An 18,032-nucleotide genomic window follows, 5' to 3' on the forward strand; every position below is an offset into this window, starting at 1 on the left:
CAGCTGTTCTTAGTGAACCCGCTTCATATTCTGAATACTGAAAAAGCTGTCTTTGATAGGAATATTGAATTTCACCTCGTTGAATTCCATGGTGGTTTTATGCCCTTTCTTATCAACCGGAACGATTTCGTAATAAGTAGGCAACGTACGATCCCCCATCTTTTTAATCTTCGACAAGGTCTCAACATTTACCAGGTAACCATCTTCGTCGTAATACTCGTTTTTCAGCGTGTAGTAGTGCTCTTTGCTAATCCAGGTAATAATTTTTCCCCAAACAACGGCAGCGTCTTCTTTCGGCGTCAACTCAATTTTGTAGCAATCATATCCGTTGATTTTTTCTTCTCCGATGATCTTCTGGTTATAGTCTTCCACAATCGACGACTCTTTCACCAGGTCGTCGTTCGTCAGGTCGGACCCCATCCACGATTGCATCATCATGCTCGGCGGAATCTTAATCATCCGCTCGATGGACGGTACCCAGTTCCAAATTTCCTTATCTCTTTTCAGGAAAACCTGACCTTTTTCCTTCGCCGGTTCGAGAACATAAATAAGCGAATACTCATTCCCTTTCGACCAGCCTTTGAATTTTAGCGTTCGTTCCCATTTGGGCCGGATAATCTTCATGGTCATCACCGATTCGTTCGACTGTCCACGAAGAAGATCGTTGGCCTTTTTAACAATTTCCTGTGCATCCTGAGCTTGTGCGGTCAGACTGCCGAACGCCATAACCAGAAGAAATACGATTACCTTTTTTGTTTTCATGATTCAGTCAATTTATAGTCTGAAGATGTGTTCTATCTAAATTCCCTTCCGGGAAAAATACATCACTGTTTCCGATTAGGTTTTATGATGAACTGCTGCGTTCTTAGCGTAAAGCTTAACGATGCGGTTTCGTACCGGAGTGATGTCAAAATCTATCGGGCTAAACAACAATTGAAGAGTAGCTCCCTTTAGAGTTGATGACAGAAAGAACAACTCTTCAATCGGTTCCTCATAACCTTCTTCCTCCAGGTAACTCAATAATATTTGAACAACAGGTCGGGAGCTTTCTTTCAGCTGATTTTCGACAAACTCAACCACATGCGGTTGCATCAGAATGTGAATATAAAATAACCAAAACTCCCTGTTGTTATTGATGCTTTCAATAAGCCGATCGATAAAATATACGAACTCATCTTCGGTAAGAACGCCGTCGTGATTGATGTCCAAATTCTCATATATTTCCTGAAAACCAACCTGGGCAATCTCTTTCAGCAAATCGTCCTTACTCTCGAAATAGTTGTACAGTAAACCTTTCGAGATGTCAGCTTTCTCAGCAATTTTGGCAACCGAAGAGGCATGATATCCTTCGCTGGCAAACAATTCCAGGGCCACATCCATTATTTTGCGTCTCTTCTCCTGACGCATCTGTTCATATTGTTCGGGCGTACGTGGCATAGCATTCTTTTTTATGACTGAACGCACAGTCATTTTTTGACTGAACGAACGGTCAAAGTTAAAAACAAAAAAATAGATTTGTCAAGTTTTTTAATAATAAAAAATTGAAAGCGAGAAAGAAAAAACAACGAAAGGTCAGTAAACAGAACTGTTCCGTCATAAAAAAAATCAGAAAAAAGACTGGAAAAGTCTAGCGAATGAAGAAAACGGCGATGCCACCAACAGTAATAAATGCGCCTAATACTTCCCGCCAGGTAAGTTTCTCTCCGAAAAAAAGCACTGAAGGTAAAAGAATAAAAACCGGAACGGTAGCCATCAACGTAGACGCAATTCCGGCTGATGTATGTTGAAGAGCCACCATACTGAGTCCGACACCAATGAAAGGCCCGAAAAAAGCGCCAATTAAAATAGGCTTCATGGCGTTAACGTTTTTAATCGTCGAAAAAACGCCTTTCCATCTTCGCGTTAGCGTAAAAATGAGCGAAAAACCCAATACGCCAGCAATCACCCGGATTTGTGAGGCAGAAAATGCATCATAGCTCGCCATGCCAAATTTCGAAAGAACCGCTCCAGAGCCCTGTCCCACTGCTCCTCCAAACGCCAATAGTATTCCTTTCATGGGATATTTAAACCTACGATTGCTCTCATTTTTATCACCACGATTGAGAATCACCATAGCAATTCCAGTGAGTACCAGGAGCAAGCCGACCGTATTCAGCAAAGTAAACTGTTCGCCAAGAATAATGTATCCGAGCAATGCAGCCACCGGTGGAGCCAGCGACATCATCAACATGGAAATCCGTGCACTGACAAAAGCATAGGATTGAAAAAGGAAAAAATCTCCCAACACAAAACCGATAAGACCGGATATGCCCAACCACTTCCATGCTTCGGGAGAAGCATCTGTAGGAAGCCAAAGACCACGGCTCATACGCATGTACAACACATAAAAAATAAACGCCAAAAAAAGCCGTATAATATTGACATTTAACGAACCGACTTTTCGAGTCGCCACCTGAAATGCCATAGACGTGACGGTCCAAAACATAGCAGTAGCAATGCCAGCTATTTCCCCGATGTAGTGCATCTATATCCTCAATCCAATCAATACACGGCAGGTTTTTCCTATCTCCTACACTTATATCGCAATGGTTTTTTATTATGAAGCCCCGAAAGTAAGAATAATTCGGTTACTTGCGCAGATCTTTCGCTCCCAGTATGGTATTAACCAATGATACCAACAAACTAAAAATGATGGCCCAAAACAATCCGGAAACGTAAAATCCGTCAACCAAAGCACCGGCCAACATCACGATTAGGCCATTCAGGATCAACAAAAATATCCCGAGCGTCACAATTGTCAAAGGAAGAGTTAGGATAACCAATACAGGTTTCACCAGCAGGTTCAATAGCGCCAGAACAACTGCCACGACCAGGCCATCGAAAAAACTGTTAATTTCAATTCCCGGGAGAATATAAGCAACCACCAGTACTGCAATGGTATTGATTAGAATCTTAGCGAGTACATTCATAAGACTAATTTTTGGGTTAAATTAATGCTTTCTGGTAAAACTCTTTATAAAAATCTTGCTTGTTCCGCTTTTGCAAATTTAATTAGCACTTTTTCCAATAATTGCACCTAATTTTGTTAGCTGATTCAAGAAACAATCTGTTATGAGACTAATCATTCAACCGGCACCTGATGATGTAGCACGCTGGGCTGCCAATTACATTGTTCGCAAAATCAACCTGGCCAATCCTACAGAAGAAAAACCTTTTGTGTTGGGACTCCCTACAGGCAGCACACCACTAAACACTTACCGCGAACTAATTAAGTTGCATCAGTCAGGAAAGGTTTCTTTCCAACACGTCGTCACATTTAACATGGATGAATATGTTGGGCTTCCGGAAGAACATCCCGAAAGTTACCACTCTTTTATGTGGACCAACTTCTTCAAGCATATCGATATACAAGAGAAAAATGTCAATATTCTGAATGGAAATGCGGAAGATATAAAAGCCGAATGTGCCCGCTACGAGGAAAAAATAAAATCAGTTGGCGGCATTGATCTATTTATGGGAGGCGTTGGAGCTGACGGACATATTGCTTTTAATGAGCCGGGGTCCAGTTTGGCATCACGGACACGAGACAAAGAACTGAATTACGATACACTGGTCGCCAACTCCCGCTTTTTCGACAACGACATTGACAAAGTACCCAAATCAGCATTAACCGTTGGTGTGGGAACTGTGATGGACGCAAAAGAGGTACTTGTTCTGGTCACCGGACACAACAAAGCCCGCGCCTTGCACGAGGCTATCGAAGGTGGAGTCAATCATATGTGGACCATTACTGCTTTGCAGCTTCATCCGCGTGGCATCATTATTTGTGACGAAAATGCCACGGTTGAACTAAAAGTTGGAACCTACAAACACTTCAAAGACATCGAAAAAAATAATCTTTCACCTGATGCAATTTGGGAGAAAGACGTTAATTTAGGGTGGTAAAACCAGTTTCCAGTCATTCTAACCTGAGTGATTGTCCAACAAATTACCACTCTACAAAAATACACTACACACTGAAATACTGATAATTAAATAAAGCAACAAGGAAATTACATTTGAAAATCGCGATAAATTTTCATCCGTTAGATGCATTGAACATCATAATTTCATATATTTATAGCAAGAAACAGAACAACTAAAAAAGAGAGATTTGAAAACGGTTGTTTGAAACAAATTTCTTAATTTTATGTTCTGTTATTAAAAGTGACCTGTAATTATCCCTCCTCATATCTGTCTTGGTCTTTTATGAACAGTTGCCTGTCAATCCCCGACGGGCAACTTTCTTTTTTTTAGCCATAACAGTCATGTTTTAAAACACAGCAGAATGCCAGTTTGTGAATTAATTCGTTCAAAATTTATTGGCTACCTTTAATGCCCCAATAAAAATGTTAACTTCCAGATTTTGAATGAACTTATCAGTATACAGATTATATTATTTACAATCTGTTCCCCAATCTGATCCGAATTTCGTTCAAACCAAGAACATAGTTTTACGTTTAGATATAATCTACCATTGAAAATAAAGATTAGTTTTGCAACAAATTCATCATAGATAATTCGAATTAATATTCAACACTTTATGGCTAAGAATGTATACAAATTCGGTAACGGCCAGGCGGAGGGTCGTGCCGATATGCGTAATTTACTGGGAGGTAAAGGAGCCAATCTGGCAGAAATGAACCTGATTGGAGTACCAGTTCCTCCGGGCTTTACCATTACCACAGATGTATGTACGACTTACACCAAAGAAGGTCGTGATGCTGCACTCAAACTCATCAACGATGAAGTAAAAGATGCAGTTGCACATATCGAGGAATTGACCGGAACCAAATTCGGGGACAAAGAAAATCCGTGTCTGGTTTCTGTTCGTTCCGGAGCAAGGGCTTCCATGCCGGGTATGATGGACACCATCCTCAACCTCGGTTTGAATGATATGGCTGTGGAAGGAATGACAAAGAAAACCGGTAATGCTCGTTTTGGTTGGGATTCATACCGCCGCTTCATCCAGATGTATGGTGACGTGGTGATGGATTTGAAACCGAAAAATAAAGAAGATATCGATCCTTTCGAAGAAATCATTGAAGCGATGAAAGAAGAGAAAGGCATCGAGCAGGATACCGAGTTCACCGTTGACGACCTGAAGGTTCTGGTTCTTCGTTTTAAAGAAGCTATCAAAAACGAAACCGGGAAAGAATTCCCGACCGACCCGTGGGAACAACTTTGGGGAGCCATTACTGCTGTATTCGACAGCTGGATGAACGACCGTGCCATACTGTACCGTCGTTTGAACAACATTCCTGAAGAATGGGGAACTGCTGTTAACGTACAGGCAATGGTATTCGGTAACATGGGTGATAACTCAGCTACAGGTGTAGCATTTACCCGTGATGCCGCAACCGGCGAGGACCTGTTCAACGGTGAATACCTTATCAATGCGCAGGGTGAAGATGTTGTTGCCGGTATCCGTACTCCGCAGCAAATTACCAAAGAAGGCTCACTGCGTTGGGCAAAACTGGCAGGTATTAGCGAAGAAGAGCGTGTAAGTAAATTCCCTTCTCTGGAAGAATCGATGCCAGCCGCTTACAAAGAGCTGAACGAAACACAGCACAAACTGGAAGAACACTACCAGGATATGCAGGATCTGGAATTCACTATCCAGGAAGGCAAACTCTGGTTGCTTCAAACCCGTAACGGTAAACGCACCGGTGCTGCCATGGTAAAAATCGCCATGGATATGCTGAAAGAAGGCAAAATTGACGAAAAAACAGCCATTCTTCGTCTCGAAGCCAACAAACTGGATGAGCTTCTTCACCCGATTTTCGACACGAAAGCTCTTGAGCAGGCAACTGTGATTGCTAAAGGTCTTCCTGCATCTCCTGGTGCGGCTACCGGTCAGGTTGTTTTCTTCGCTGATGAAGCTGAAAAATATGAGAACTCAATTCTCGTTCGTATCGAGACTTCTCCGGAGGATCTCGAAGGTATGAACGTTGCCCGTGGTATTCTTACCGCACGCGGTGGTATGACTTCTCACGCAGCTGTTGTTGCCCGTGGTATGGGTAAGTGCTGTGTTTCAGGTACCGGAGGTATTAAGATTGACTACAAAACCCGTTCTTTCGTCGCTGACGGAAAAACATATAAAGAAGGTGACTGGATTTCCCTGAACGGAAGTACTGGAGAAGTTTATGACGGTAAAGTAATTACCAAAAATCCGGATTTGAGCGGAGATTTTGGTCATATCATGGACCTGTCAGACAAGTTCACCCGCATGCATGTCCGCACCAACGCCGACACGCCAAAAGATGCCCAGGTAGCCCGCAACTTCGGAGCTCAGGGTATCGGTCTATGCCGTACCGAGCATATGTTCTTCGAAGGAGAGCGTATCAAAGCCATGCGTGAAATGATTCTGGCTTCCGATGAAGAAGGACGACGCAAAGCACTGGACAAACTGCTTCCCTATCAGCGCGAAGACTTTGAAGGTATCTTCGAAGCAATGGCTGGTTACGGAGTAACCGTTCGGTTACTTGACCCGCCGCTTCACGAATTTGTACCTCATCAGCAGGCTACCCAGAAAGAGCTGGCTAGCGAAATGGGTGTTGCCATCGATGTTATTCGTTCGAAAGTAGCTGAACTGGAAGAGTTCAACCCGATGCTCGGACACCGTGGTTGCCGTTTAGGTAATACCTATCCGGAAATTACCGAAATGCAGGCACGTGCTATCATCGAAGCAGCATTGAACCTGAAAGCAAAAGGTGTTGATGCCCGCCCGGAAATTATGGTTCCGCTGGTAGGTACTATCAAAGAGCTGAAACTGCAGGCTGACATCATCAACGAGGTTGCAGAGAAAGTATTCGAAGAAAAAGGTGCTCGTATCGATTACAAAGTGGGCACTATGATTGAAGTTCCTCGTGCAGCTCTCACTGCTGATGAGATTGCTGACGTTGCCGAGTTCTTTTCATTCGGAACCAACGACCTCACCCAGATGACCTTCGGTTACTCTCGCGATGACGCCGGTAAATTCCTGCCGATTTACATCAAGAAAGGTATCCTGAAAAACGATCCGTTCCAGGTACTCGACCAACAAGGTGTTGGACAGTTAGTTGATTTGGCAACCAAACGCGGTCGCGAAACCAACCCGAAACTGAAAGTAGGTATCTGCGGTGAGCACGGTGGTGAACCAAGCTCTGTTGAGTTCTGCAACGGTGTAGGCCTCGATTATGTAAGTTGTTCTCCTTATCGCGTTCCGATTGCACGTCTGGCAGCAGCTCAGGCCAACCTGAAACAAGGATAAAGCATAATCAAATATTGCTTTTCAAAATAAAAGAAAAGGGTGTCCTAACGGGCACCCTTCTTTTTTGCTGCTTTTTGCAAGCTATTCTGATTGATTAATAACGGTCGGCGTATCCATACATTTCGGGATATCTATGGTAATTGGCAATGCGGTATCCTCGTGAACCCAGTTCAAAATATACATCTCCCAACCGGAACATCAAGTGACCATTCACTCTGACTCTTACGGCTCCTCTTGGTATCGTTGCAAATACCATATCACGAGGTAACTGAATCTGCACATATCCATATTTGGGGTAATAAGTGTAGAAGTCTCCACCGAAACAGTAGATATCTCCATACTTATGCCTGATTACCATCGGATGGCGACGTCCCCACGGAGCCCTGGCATAAACCCGTACTCTTCCGTTGTAACGGGGGATTCTGTAATGAGGGTGATTTACATATACGGGATGTTCCCTGTGCCAGCGCCGGTCGTTGTCCCAGTGCCTATTTTTGTTCCAATCCCGTTTATTATTCCAATGCTTGTTTCTGTTCCAGTTCCGGTCGTTATCGCGATTGTAACGTGGCGTATGGTACGCGTAGTTTTGGTCATGATCACGATCACGGTTGTGATTATTTTTCTTGAACCGATCATCATTTCGTTGGCTACGGTTGTTTCTTTCCCTGTCGCTTGAACGATGATCTCTGTTTTCGTATTTCCCTTTGGAATGTTCACGCCTCTCAGGCTGATATTTCCGGGTGCGCCTCTGTGCAAATGCAGGATTTACGGCAGCGACTGATAAAACAGCCATCAAAAATACAGTAGCGCTTATTTTATGGAATTTTATCGTTTTCATAGCTTTCGGGTTTTTAAAGTTAAACTTCAATATTTCCCGACGTCGTCGTAATGGTATACCTCATTCTTTGCTCTAGCAAAATCAAAGCCCGTGCCAAAACCGGGCAAATTGTTAAGAAAAGATAAGAGTAAAGATTACACGACAAACTAAAAAACCCTGTATACAAACACATTACAACAACATTATTTTTCACATCTGCATTCCATTTTAATCTTATTTACTATCGAATCCTTTCACAAAAGTTTCCGGCAACATTCGTAATCCCTTTATACTGAAATGAGAAAAAATCAAATAATCGTGTATCTTTGCCCCCTGAAAATCAAAAACAACATGGGAAGGATTCTGGCCCTCGATTACGGCAGAAAGCGAGTTGGAGTAGCGGTAACCGATCCGCTTCAGTTAATCGCCAGCAGGCTCACGACAGTAGCAACACACGAAATCTGGGATTTTCTGAGTGACTATTTAAAAAAGGAAGATGTTGAATTGCTCGTTATCGGTTACCCGGTACAATTAAACAACGAACCATCTGAATCAATACGGTACATCAATCCGTTTCTGAAAAAATTCAGCAAACTCTATCCCGACATGCCTGTTAAGCAAATTGATGAGCGCTTTACATCGAAAATCGCGTTTCAGAGCATGATTGATGCCGGCTTGCGAAAAAAGTCGCGTCAGGACAAAGCAATGGTAGATGCCGTAAGTGCCACCATCATTTTACAATCTTATTTGGAAGAAAATAAATACAAAAAATAAACAGCATGATTTTACCTGTAACCGTTTTCGGCGACCCGGTTTTACGAAAAGTAACACCGGACATTGACAAAGACTACGAAGGTCTGCAGGAACTTATCGATAACATGTTCGAAACCATGTATAATGCAGAGGGAGTAGGACTGGCCGCACCACAGGTTGGATTGTCAATCCGTGTTTTTGTGGTCGATGCCACGCCCATGGCTGACGAAGAACCAGAGTTAAAAGACTTCAAAAAAGCATTCATCAATCCTCATATCATCGAAAAAGACGGTGAAGAAGTGCTCATGGAAGAAGGTTGTCTGAGCATTCCGTTTATCCGGGAAGAGGTGAAACGGAAAGGCCGTATCCGCATGAAGTATTTCGATGAAAATTGGGTGGAGCATGACAAAGTATTCGAAGGATTTGCCGCCAGGGTTTTGCAACACGAGTACGATCACCTCGATGGGATTCTATTTGTTGACTACGCTACTCCTTTGAAAAAGCGTTTGCTGAAAAGTAAACTGACGGCAATTACCAAAGGGAAAGTACAGCCCTCTTACCGGATAAAGCTTCCAAAAATCTAATTGAGGCAAATTCGCTTCTGATATTCAAGGTATTTTAGTGAGATTATCGTAATTTAAATCATGTGATTACGGTAATCTCATTTTTATGACCAGCCTGACTGACCATCTTCGTCGAGTTCCTTTCTTCCGTTTTCTCCTTCCATTCGTCGCCGGAACTGTCGCCGGCTATTCCATTGAAGGATTCCCATTGTATATTGGACTCGCAGGACTCTCCACTCTTTTTCTCTTACTAATAACATTTCGTCGAGCGGGCTACAGGACAGCGCCTTTGTTCGGTACTCTCCTCTATTTTTTCCTGTTCATTTTCGGATGGCACTGGTACCAGCAACGACAATACCAGCCGAAACCGATACCTGACAAAACACCCCATTTTGCTGTTGTAGTCGGTTACCCGGAAGAAAAAGCGAACTCGTTCAAAACCATCCTGCAACTCCTTCCCGAAAAGCAAAACATATTAACCTACCTGGAAAAAGATTCGACAGCGGTTAACCTAATTCCTGGCCAGGTAATCGCCTTTCATCGCCAACCATCAGCTATCGAACCACCAAGCAATCCCGGCGAATTCAACTACCGGGCTTACATGCTCAGACATCATATTACGCACCGGCTTTACCTCCGGACGAAAGATTATTTCATCACTACGGGAAAAGTCGGATTAAACCTCCGGCAAAAAGCGCTGATCGTCCGGGAACATCTCCTAAGCATATTTGAACGATATGGCTTTTCCGGCGACGAAATGAGCATATTATCGGCGTTGGTATTGGGCGATCGTGAAAATATCGATCCGGAAATAAAATCAGAATTTGCCAACTCGGGCGCGATTCACATTCTGGCTGTATCAGGCCTGCATGTGGGAATTATCTACTTTGTTTTCAGCTTTCTGCTCAAATTCCTAAAAACACATCGGAAAGGTCGTTTAGCCCGGCTGTTCATATTACTTGCAATTATTTGGATTTATGCTTTCATCACCGGGCTTTCTCCCTCCGTTCAACGCGCCGCCACTATGTTTTCATTCATTGCCATCGGTGAGAACATCAACCGGCAGAACAACATTTACAACACGCTCGCTGCATCAGCATTTTTGCTGTTACTCGTAAATCCTAACCTACTTTTTGAGGTAGGATTCCAATTGTCGTATGCAGCTGTTCTCTCCATCGTATTCTTCCAGCCAATGATTTACCACACCATTTACATAAGCAACTGGTGGCTCGATAAAATCTGGGGGTTGTTAACCGTTTCGCTGGCAGCTCAGGTTGGCGTTTCGCCGCTTTCCATCTTTTACTTTCATCAATTCCCCGTTTATTTCTGGTTGACCAATCTATTCGCCATTCCTTTAACCACATTAATTATTTACACCGCATTTCTTTTGCTCACTCTTTCATTCATTCCGTTCATCGGCAAAGCCATTGCCTTTTTACTACACATATTAGTTAAAGCCCTGCTCGCTTCTGTCTGGGCAGTCAACACAGTTCCCGGAGCAGTTATTCCCAATATTTCATTCACCGCCCCGATGTTGCTCACTTCTTTTCTCGTCATTATCTTTCTCACGCTATTTATTATCAGGAAACAAAGAATTTTCCTCCAGCTGATACTGGTCTCATTCATCATCCTGGCAGGAATAACGACGATTAACAAGTATCGAATTTTAACCCAACGCGAAATCGTTTTCTTCCATGTTCCCCGAAAAACGCTAATTGCTGCCGTTCACGGTAAAAACATCGTCTGGATTTCCTCGGAAGATTCGATAATAACCCGACAAAAAATGGGCATTTACATGAAACCCTTCGAGCAATTGCATGGTATAAAATCGTCAGTCATTATTCCTTTATCAGGAAAAAGTGCGCAGCAATTTCCATTTCTGAAAAAGAAAAACAACATGATAAACTTTGCCGGCATGAAGATTTGGAGCCCTGAAAAAGCAGAAATAACTGAGTTTATGCCGCCAACCGACCTGATTTATCTGCACAAAATCTATCGAAAGGACATTACCAAATTCGAGGCAAAAGAATCCCTTGTTGCACAATTTGTTACGAACACCCCTTTGTTTTCTGATAAAAGATCGGAAAAAGAAGAAAAAAGTGATATGCTTCCGAAAAACATACACTCGCTTCCCGATAAAGGTGCGTTAAGCGCAAACATCTTGATTTCAGATAAAAACAAAAAAAGTGGCATCAAAATTGGATATATAACTCATTAATAATTTACTTTGCGGTGCATTTAAAATTTGGCTGGGAGAATTATGAAAATTGTAATTGCCGGTGCCGGTGAGGTGGGAACACACCTCGCTAAAATGTTATCTAAAGAAGATCACGATATTGTCCTGCTGGACGACAACGAGGAAAAACTGAATAATATTTCCTCAATGCTCGATGTACTGACGGTGATTGGAGCAGCAATATCGGTTAGCGATCTCAAGGAAACCGGCGTTCAGCATGCCGACTTGTTCATTGCGGTAACGCCCTACGAAGAGCGTAACATTGTGGCCTGTCAGTTGGCCAAACACCTTGGGGCCGGTAAAACGGTCGCCCGTATTGACAACCAGGAATTTCTTTTTCCTCAAAATAGAGAATACTTCGCCAGTCTGGGAATCGACGAATTGATCTACCCGGAACATCTGGCGGCAAAAGAAATTGTCACCTATCTGAAGCAGACCAGCACACGCCTGATTCATGAATTTTCGGGCGGCAAGTTGATTTTGTTCGGTGTAAAAATCCGCAGCAATAACAAGATTGTTGGTAAAACGCTTCGTGAGTTAGCTCAGGAGAAAGAAGAGTTTAGAGCAGTAGCCATCACTCGTGAATCAGAAACCATCATCCCTCACGGAGATGATAAAATACTAATTGGAGACATCGTTTTCTTTGTATCCAATCCAACCACCGTTCCATCCATTCTTGAAAAAGCCGGAAAGAAAAAGTTCGAGGTAAAGAATGTGATGATTCTCGGCGGAAGCCGGATTGGTATGAAAACAGCCATGCGACTGGGCGAACATTTCAATGTCAAACTCATCGAGCAAGATAAGGCGCGCAGCCTGAAGGTAGCCGAAAAAGCGAACAAAGCGCTGGTTATTCATGGCGACGGCCGCGATATGGACTTGCTGAAGACCGAAGGAATCGACCAGATGGATGCCTTTATTGCCGTAACCGGAAATTCCGAAACGAATATTCTTTCCTGTCAACTGGCGAAGAAAGTCGGTGTTAAACGTACCATTGCTGAAGTCGAGAACATCGATTACATCGATTTTGCCGAGCGGATTGGTATTGGCGGTGTGATTAACAAAAAGCTGCTGGCAGCATCTTATATTTATCGTTTTACGTTGAATGCCGAAGTGTCGCACGTAAAATGTCTGACGGCGTCAGATGCGGAAGTTCTCGAATTCATTGTGAAAAAAGACTCACTGGTGACCCGGAAAGCCATCCATGAACTGAGTTTTCCGGAAAATGCGACCATCGGTGGATACATCCGGCAGGACCAGGGTTATATTGCCAACGGCGATACTAAATTCGTGGAAGGTGACAAAGTGGTTGTTTTCACCCTTCCTTCAGCTTTGAAGAAACTTTCGAAATTCTTTAAGTAATTCCAAACCAGCCTAAAGAGAAGAAATTCTGTGTTTAATTTCAAGGTCATCGTAAAAATAATGGGACTGCTTCTCGTTGTAGAAGCAGCAGCCATGCTTATTGCACTCCTGGTGGCAATTGGCTACGGTGGCCCTGATGTAACCTCTTTTCTCTACGCTATCGGAATTACAGCTGTTTCCGGAGGCATTCTCTTTCTTCTCGGAAGAAAAAGTTCCAATCATATTGCCAAGCGCGATGGCTATATCATCGTCACGTTAACCTGGATTGTATTTTCCTTGTTTGGAAGCCTGCCTTTCATGATAGGAGATTTTATTCCCTCGTTTACCAATGCTTTTTTCGAAACCATGTCGGGATTTACCACCACCGGTTCATCCATCCTGACAGATATTGAAGCACTTCCACACGGAATATTGTTCTGGCGAAGCATGACGCAATGGTTGGGCGGTATGGGAATCATTGTTCTCTCACTGGCCATTCTTCCTGCTCTGGGAATTGGAGGGATGCAGCTATTTGTCGCTGAAGTTCCCGGCCCTACGCCAGACAAGTTACATCCGCGAATCAAGCAGACCGCCAAGCGCCTTTGGGGAATATACGTGCTCTTTACCGTTCTGGAAACCGTTTTGCTCTACATCGGAAAAATGCCGCTGTTCGATGCAGTTTGCCACTCCTTCACGACCATGGCAACAGGTGGTTACTCAACAAAGCAGGCCAGCATCGCATTCTTTACATCGCCTTACATTCAGTATGTTATAACCATATTTATGTTTTTGGCGGGAACAAACTTCACTCTCTCATATCTTGCCCTTAACGGGAAATTGAAGAAAGCCTGGGCAAATGAGGAGTTCCGGTGGTACGGATTTTTCGTTTTATTCTTCACAGCCATCATTACACTAGGCTTGATGCGAAATACCAATACCGGATTCGAGCATTCCTTCCGGGAAGCACTTTTCCAGGTTGTTTCCATCATTACAACTACCGGTTACGCTACAGCCGATTACCTGAAATGGCCGGCAATCATGACGGTATTTCTCTTTTCGCTTTTCTTCTTCGGAGGTTCCGCGGGATCAACCGGAGGTAGTATCAAAATTGTGCGTATTGTGCTGCTTTTGAAAAACAGCTGGTACGAACTAAGGCGGCTCATTCATCCCAATGCCGTGATTCCCGTCAGATTCAATCAACGGACCGTTTCCGATCAGATTATGCTGAACGTTCTGGCCTTTTTCATGATTTACGTACTGGTCTTTTTCGGAAGTGTTGTGGTTTACACATTTATCGAACCTGATCTGAGCTCAGCGATAGGAGCTGTCGCCACCAGCCTCGGCAATATTGGCCCGGGGTTAGGAAATGTAGGCCCCGCGGAGAATTTCTATCACGTCCCCGCTTTCGGTAAGTGGTTCCTCTCCTTCCTGATGCTATTAGGACGGCTGGAGTTGTTCACCATCCTGATTCTGTTTACTCCTTCTTTCTGGAAAAACTAAACAGGAAACTTCATTCGATTAATTCACCTTTTCCCTGACGGACAATCTCCGGAACATCGCCGGTACAATCAACTACCGTAGAAGGAATATTATCGCCGTACCCGCCATCAATCACCAAATCGACCAAATCGCCAAACTTTTCTTCAATCAGTTCGGGGTCGGTCGTATATTCCAGAATTTCATCCTCATCCCGAACTGAGGTCGACATAACCGGGTTCCCCAGTTCGCGAACGATCTCACGAATAATGTTGTTATCCGGGACTCTCACACCGACGCTCTTCTTCCGGTTTTTAAACATTTTTGGCACTTGGCTATTCGCCTGAATAATAAAAGTAAACGGTCCCGGTAAATTCTTCTTCATCATCTTAAAAACCGGATTGGAAATGGGCTTGCTAAAATCGGATATATGGCTCAGGTCATGACAAATAAAGGAAAAGTCAGCTTTTTCCGGTTTCAGATTTTTCAGTCGGGCCACCCGCTCAACGGCTTTGGGCTGCGTAATATCACAACCAATACCGTAAATTGTATCGGTTGGATAAACGATGACACCACCGTTCCGCAGAACCTCAACCACCTTCAGAATGTCCCTCTGATTTGGATTCTCATCATAAATACGTATCAACATAGCGTTCTTGCTTTATGTCGGAGCAATATCCGGCAAGATTGCTTAAAATTAATTTTTTCAGACTAAATTCGCCCGCGATTAATCATAAAAGATTCTCAGTTTTGAAGCAGTCTACTGATCTGACGTACGGACATATACCACAACAGATAATCAAGCTATCGGTTCCCATCATGGGCACATCTTTCATTCAGATGGCCTACAGTATGATTGATATGATTTGGCTGGGGCGCGTGGGTAGTGATGCTGTAGCCGCTGTCGGTGCAGCTACGTTCTTCACCTGGCTCGGCATTTCGCTCATGCTGATAACCCGAACCGGAGCTGAAGTCGGGGTTTCTCAATCTCTCGGCGCAGGCGACAAAAAAAGAGCCATTACCTTTGCGCAACAATCACTCACAGGGGCTTTGGTACTGGCCATTCTCTACGGAATTCTAACTTACCTTTTTGCTCCCGGGTTAATCGGCTTTTTTAAGTTAACCAATACTGCAGTTAACCACAATGCTGTTTCCTATCTCCGGATTGTTTCAGCCGGCTCGCTGCTTTACTATTCCAATCCGACGTTCTCCGGCGTATTCACCGGAGCTGGAAACTCAAAACTACCTTTCCGGATAAACTCAATTGGATTGCTCCTGAATATTGTAGCCGATCCCTTATTGATTTTCGGAGTTGGTCCCATTCCGCAGATGGGGTCCAATGGTGCGGCTTATGCTACCGTTGCATCGCAGGGACTGGTGTTGCTGTTGTTTATTATCAGAATAAGAAGAGGCAAATCGCCTTTAAAAAAGGCCAGTATCATTACCGGTTTGAACATTCCCTACATGCGAAAGATTTTTAAACTGGGGCTACCGGTAGCCATGCAAAGTATTTTGTTCGCGATTTTTGCGATGATTCTGGCCCGCATTGTTGGGCGCTGGGGAGCACTTCCCATTGCTGTACAAAGTGTTGGGGCACAAATTGAAGCCTTAAGCTGGATGACCGCCAGCGGATTCGCCACTGCACTGGGAGCTTTTGTGGGACAGAACTTTGGCGCTGCCAAGTGGGAACGTATCTACAAAGGATTCCTCATCACGGTAGGTTTCAGCAGCATCGTAGGACTAATTGTCGGCCTTCTTTTCGTGGGATTCGGCAAACAAGTGTTTGGCATATTCATTCCCGAACACGATGCCATCCAGATGGGCGGTAAATACCTGGAAATTCTGGGATACTCGCAAATATTCATGTGCATGGAGATTGCAACATCCGGAGCGTTTAACGGAATCGGACGTACGATGCCGCCTTCAATTATTGGAATAACGTTAACCGGAATGCGAATCCCCATCGCGCTGGCGTTGGCACTGGGAACTTCGCTGGGGTTACTCGGCGTATGGTGGAGTCTCTCCATCACCTCCATCCTGAAAGGGACCATCCTGTTTATCTGGTTCTACCGTGTGGTCACCAAACATCCCGATAACCTGGCTGCTCAAGAGCGACCATTACAGTTTATCCGACTGATTCCGAATCGTATCAGGCAGCAATTTCTCGGCACCAAAACGAAATAAGCAATGGAACGGAAGATACTGAAAACCGAAGATGGCTCTCATACGCTCTACGTTCCGGATATGGACGAGCATTACCATTCCATTCACGGAGCCAAACAGGAATCGATGCACGTTTTTATCGATGCTGGGTTGAATATGCATTCCGGAAAGAACCTAACCATTTTTGAAGTAGGTTTTGGTACCGGCCTGAATGCTTTTCTCACGGCTGTGGAAAGCAAGCGTCAACAGCGAAATATAAAATACTATACCATAGAGAAATTCCCTTTACAGGAACAAGAATGGCAGAAATTGAATCCGGAGCCTGCCTCAGAGAATGAGGAAAACAAATTATTCGCGCAACTCCATAATTGCCAGTGGGAAAAGCTGAATAAGATAAACGCCACTTTTCAGCTACAAAAAATAGAAGGAGATTTAACCAGCTTCAATTTTCAGGCACTGCCACAGTTTGATTTGGTTTACTTCGACGCTTTTGCCCCGGATAAACAACCCAAACTTTGGTCGCCCGAAATATTTGCGGCTATCTTCGCTCACATGACTAAAGACGGAATTCTGGTAACCTACAGCGCCAAAGGAGCAGTCAGGAGAACGATGCAGTCGGCAGGTTTTCAGGTGGAAAGAATTCCCGGCCCACCGGGAAAAAGAGAAATGCTAAGAGGTAGAAAACCATGATTTTCTTTTGGTTTTTTTAACAGCTAGCCAAAGGTCTCCTCATTGAAAAAGTATATCTTCGCAAGACATAAAAAGCTCAATATTATTATGTCAAAAAAGGAGTTAAACTCACAAGTAGAAAAATTTAGTTATTCCATTGGCTTAAGCGTCGCTAGCAACCTCATTGGCTCAGGAATCAAAACAATTGATACCGAAGCCTTTGATATGGCTATCAAAGATGCGTATGAAGGAAAGATGCCACAGATAAGCGCCGACGAAGCCAATCAGATTATCCAGGAATATATCAGCCGGGTTCAGGACAAAGAAAAAGATGCAAACCTGACCGCCGGAAAAGCATATTTAGAAGAAAATAAAAAGAAACAACACGTTGAAGAACTCCCGAGCGGGATGCAGTTTGAAGTGATGACACAAGGCGACGGCGAATTGCCTTCAGCTACTGACAACGTAAAATGTCACTATCACGGAACCCTGATTGACGGCAGCGTATTTGACAGCTCTGTACAACGAGGCGAACCAGCAACATTCCCGGTTAACGGAGTTATCCAGGGATGGCAGGAAGCACTCCAACTGATGCCTGTAGGTTCCAAATGGAAATTGTTTATTCCGCCGCACCTGGCTTACGGAGAGAACGGCGCTGGTGGCGTGATTGGTCCTAACGCGACCCTGATTTTCGAAGTAGAACTACTGGAAATTGTGAAATAAGAA

16 protein-coding genes are annotated in these 18,032 nt (G+C 43.9%); 10 read left to right on the plus strand and 6 right to left on the minus strand.

From position 1 onward, the window contains the following. Positions 1-9: 9 nt before the first annotated feature. The 4 genes from CLV93_RS12010 to CLV93_RS12025 form a co-directional block, all read right to left on the minus strand. A complete protein-coding gene (locus tag CLV93_RS12010) occupies positions 10-762 on the minus strand; it encodes an outer membrane lipoprotein-sorting protein (protein ID WP_106542440.1) in 753 nt (250 codons plus the stop codon). 75 nt (positions 763-837) lie between these two features. Then, positions 838-1,437 carry a TetR/AcrR family transcriptional regulator gene (locus tag CLV93_RS12015; protein ID WP_170108931.1) on the minus strand — a complete coding sequence of 200 codons (600 nt, stop codon included), beginning with the start codon at positions 1,435-1,437 and terminating at the stop codon, positions 838-840. 190 nt (positions 1,438-1,627) lie between these two features. After that, on the minus strand, positions 1,628-2,524 hold the full coding sequence (locus CLV93_RS12020; protein ID WP_106542442.1) for a DMT family transporter: 897 nt from the start codon (positions 2,522-2,524) through the stop codon (positions 1,628-1,630). Positions 2,525-2,627: 103 nt separating this feature from the next. Continuing rightward, complete coding sequence (locus CLV93_RS12025) at positions 2,628-2,969, minus strand: phage holin family protein (protein WP_106542443.1); 342 nt, start codon at positions 2,967-2,969, stop codon at positions 2,628-2,630. A gap of 142 nt (positions 2,970-3,111) precedes the next feature. Between CLV93_RS12025 and nagB the strand changes: the two genes are divergently transcribed. Both nagB and ppdK read left to right on the plus strand, forming a co-directional pair. After that, complete coding sequence (gene nagB / locus CLV93_RS12030) at positions 3,112-3,945, plus strand: glucosamine-6-phosphate deaminase (protein WP_106542444.1); 834 nt, start codon at positions 3,112-3,114, stop codon at positions 3,943-3,945. A gap of 637 nt (positions 3,946-4,582) precedes the next feature. Further along, positions 4,583-7,291: a pyruvate, phosphate dikinase gene (gene ppdK / locus CLV93_RS12035; RefSeq protein ID WP_106542445.1), complete on the plus strand. Its 2,709-nt coding sequence runs from the start codon at positions 4,583-4,585 to the stop codon at positions 7,289-7,291. Positions 7,292-7,385: 94 nt separating this feature from the next. Here the strand turns inward: ppdK and CLV93_RS12040 are convergent, their stop codons facing one another. After that, positions 7,386-8,129, minus strand: coding sequence for a hypothetical protein (locus tag CLV93_RS12040; RefSeq protein WP_106542446.1), 744 nt, complete (start codon positions 8,127-8,129; stop codon positions 7,386-7,388). Positions 8,130-8,459: 330 nt separating this feature from the next. Between CLV93_RS12040 and ruvX the strand changes: the two genes are divergently transcribed. The 5 genes from ruvX (at position 8,460) to CLV93_RS12065 (ending at position 14,498) form a co-directional block, all read left to right on the plus strand. After that, positions 8,460-8,882 carry a Holliday junction resolvase RuvX gene (gene ruvX / locus CLV93_RS12045; protein ID WP_106542447.1) on the plus strand — a complete coding sequence of 141 codons (423 nt, stop codon included), beginning with the start codon at positions 8,460-8,462 and terminating at the stop codon, positions 8,880-8,882. A gap of 5 nt (positions 8,883-8,887) precedes the next feature. Next, positions 8,888-9,445, plus strand: coding sequence for a peptide deformylase (gene def, locus CLV93_RS12050; protein WP_106542448.1), 558 nt, complete (start codon positions 8,888-8,890; stop codon positions 9,443-9,445). 85 nt (positions 9,446-9,530) lie between these two features. Continuing rightward, positions 9,531-11,642 carry a ComEC/Rec2 family competence protein gene (locus CLV93_RS12055; protein ID WP_106542449.1) on the plus strand — a complete coding sequence of 704 codons (2,112 nt, stop codon included), beginning with the start codon at positions 9,531-9,533 and terminating at the stop codon, positions 11,640-11,642. A gap of 42 nt (positions 11,643-11,684) precedes the next feature. Beyond that, the gene (gene trkA, locus CLV93_RS12060) at positions 11,685-13,019 is read left to right on the plus strand and encodes a Trk system potassium transporter TrkA (RefSeq protein WP_106542450.1); all 1,335 of its coding nucleotides are present in this window, start codon (positions 11,685-11,687) and stop codon (positions 13,017-13,019) included. Positions 13,020-13,079: 60 nt separating this feature from the next. Next, positions 13,080-14,498, plus strand: coding sequence for a TrkH family potassium uptake protein (locus CLV93_RS12065; protein ID WP_246187214.1), 1,419 nt, complete (start codon positions 13,080-13,082; stop codon positions 14,496-14,498). A gap of 10 nt (positions 14,499-14,508) precedes the next feature. On the opposite strand, the gene CLV93_RS12070 is transcribed toward CLV93_RS12065, so the two are convergent. Further along, positions 14,509-15,123 carry an L-threonylcarbamoyladenylate synthase gene (locus tag CLV93_RS12070; protein WP_106542452.1) on the minus strand — a complete coding sequence of 205 codons (615 nt, stop codon included), beginning with the start codon at positions 15,121-15,123 and terminating at the stop codon, positions 14,509-14,511. 101 nt (positions 15,124-15,224) lie between these two features. Here CLV93_RS12070 and CLV93_RS12075 point away from each other — a divergent pair, with 101 nt between their 5' ends. The 3 genes from CLV93_RS12075 to bamJ all read left to right on the plus strand — a co-directional run bounded on the left by CLV93_RS12075 (position 15,225) and on the right by bamJ (position 18,029). Next, positions 15,225-16,658, plus strand: a complete 1,434-nt coding sequence (locus tag CLV93_RS12075) for an MATE family efflux transporter (RefSeq protein ID WP_211297816.1) — start codon at positions 15,225-15,227, stop codon at positions 16,656-16,658. A 3-nt stretch (positions 16,659-16,661) separates the two neighbouring features. Beyond that, positions 16,662-17,327 carry a tRNA (5-methylaminomethyl-2-thiouridine)(34)-methyltransferase MnmC2 gene (gene mnmC2 / locus CLV93_RS12080; RefSeq protein ID WP_106542454.1) on the plus strand — a complete coding sequence of 222 codons (666 nt, stop codon included), beginning with the start codon at positions 16,662-16,664 and terminating at the stop codon, positions 17,325-17,327. 87 nt (positions 17,328-17,414) lie between these two features. Beyond that, positions 17,415-18,029 carry a BamJ family beta-barrel-assembly machinery protein gene (gene bamJ / locus CLV93_RS12085; protein WP_106542455.1) on the plus strand — a complete coding sequence of 205 codons (615 nt, stop codon included), beginning with the start codon at positions 17,415-17,417 and terminating at the stop codon, positions 18,027-18,029. Positions 18,030-18,032 lie beyond the last annotated feature (3 nt).

It is taken from the genome of Prolixibacter denitrificans, assembly GCF_003014495.1.
In the GTDB taxonomy this organism is placed as follows: domain Bacteria; phylum Bacteroidota; class Bacteroidia; order Bacteroidales; family Prolixibacteraceae; genus Prolixibacter; species Prolixibacter denitrificans.

What these genes read in the sequence shown, in the direction of transcription:
- CLV93_RS12010 (WP_106542440.1), bottom strand. Translation starts at nt 762, where the DNA reads ATGAAAACAAAAAAGGTAATCGTATTTCTTCTGGTTATGGCGTTCGGC.
- CLV93_RS12015 (WP_170108931.1), bottom strand. Translation starts at nt 1,437, where the DNA reads ATGCCACGTACGCCCGAACAATATGAACAGATGCGTCAGGAGAAGAGA.
- CLV93_RS12020 (WP_106542442.1), bottom strand. Translation starts at nt 2,524, where the DNA reads ATGCACTACATCGGGGAAATAGCTGGCATTGCTACTGCTATGTTTTGG.
- CLV93_RS12025 (WP_106542443.1), bottom strand. Translation starts at nt 2,969, where the DNA reads ATGAATGTACTCGCTAAGATTCTAATCAATACCATTGCAGTACTGGTG.
- nagB (WP_106542444.1), top strand. Translation starts at nt 3,112, where the DNA reads ATGAGACTAATCATTCAACCGGCACCTGATGATGTAGCACGCTGGGCT.
- ppdK (WP_106542445.1), top strand. Translation starts at nt 4,583, where the DNA reads ATGGCTAAGAATGTATACAAATTCGGTAACGGCCAGGCGGAGGGTCGT.
- CLV93_RS12040 (WP_106542446.1), bottom strand. Translation starts at nt 8,129, where the DNA reads ATGAAAACGATAAAATTCCATAAAATAAGCGCTACTGTATTTTTGATG.
- ruvX (WP_106542447.1), top strand. Translation starts at nt 8,460, where the DNA reads ATGGGAAGGATTCTGGCCCTCGATTACGGCAGAAAGCGAGTTGGAGTA.
- def (WP_106542448.1), top strand. Translation starts at nt 8,888, where the DNA reads ATGATTTTACCTGTAACCGTTTTCGGCGACCCGGTTTTACGAAAAGTA.
- CLV93_RS12055 (WP_106542449.1), top strand. Translation starts at nt 9,531, where the DNA reads ATGACCAGCCTGACTGACCATCTTCGTCGAGTTCCTTTCTTCCGTTTT.
- trkA (WP_106542450.1), top strand. Translation starts at nt 11,685, where the DNA reads ATGAAAATTGTAATTGCCGGTGCCGGTGAGGTGGGAACACACCTCGCT.
- CLV93_RS12065 (WP_246187214.1), top strand. Translation starts at nt 13,080, where the DNA reads ATGGGACTGCTTCTCGTTGTAGAAGCAGCAGCCATGCTTATTGCACTC.
- CLV93_RS12070 (WP_106542452.1), bottom strand. Translation starts at nt 15,123, where the DNA reads ATGTTGATACGTATTTATGATGAGAATCCAAATCAGAGGGACATTCTG.
- mnmC2 (WP_106542454.1), top strand. Translation starts at nt 16,662, where the DNA reads ATGGAACGGAAGATACTGAAAACCGAAGATGGCTCTCATACGCTCTAC.
- bamJ (WP_106542455.1), top strand. Translation starts at nt 17,415, where the DNA reads ATGTCAAAAAAGGAGTTAAACTCACAAGTAGAAAAATTTAGTTATTCC.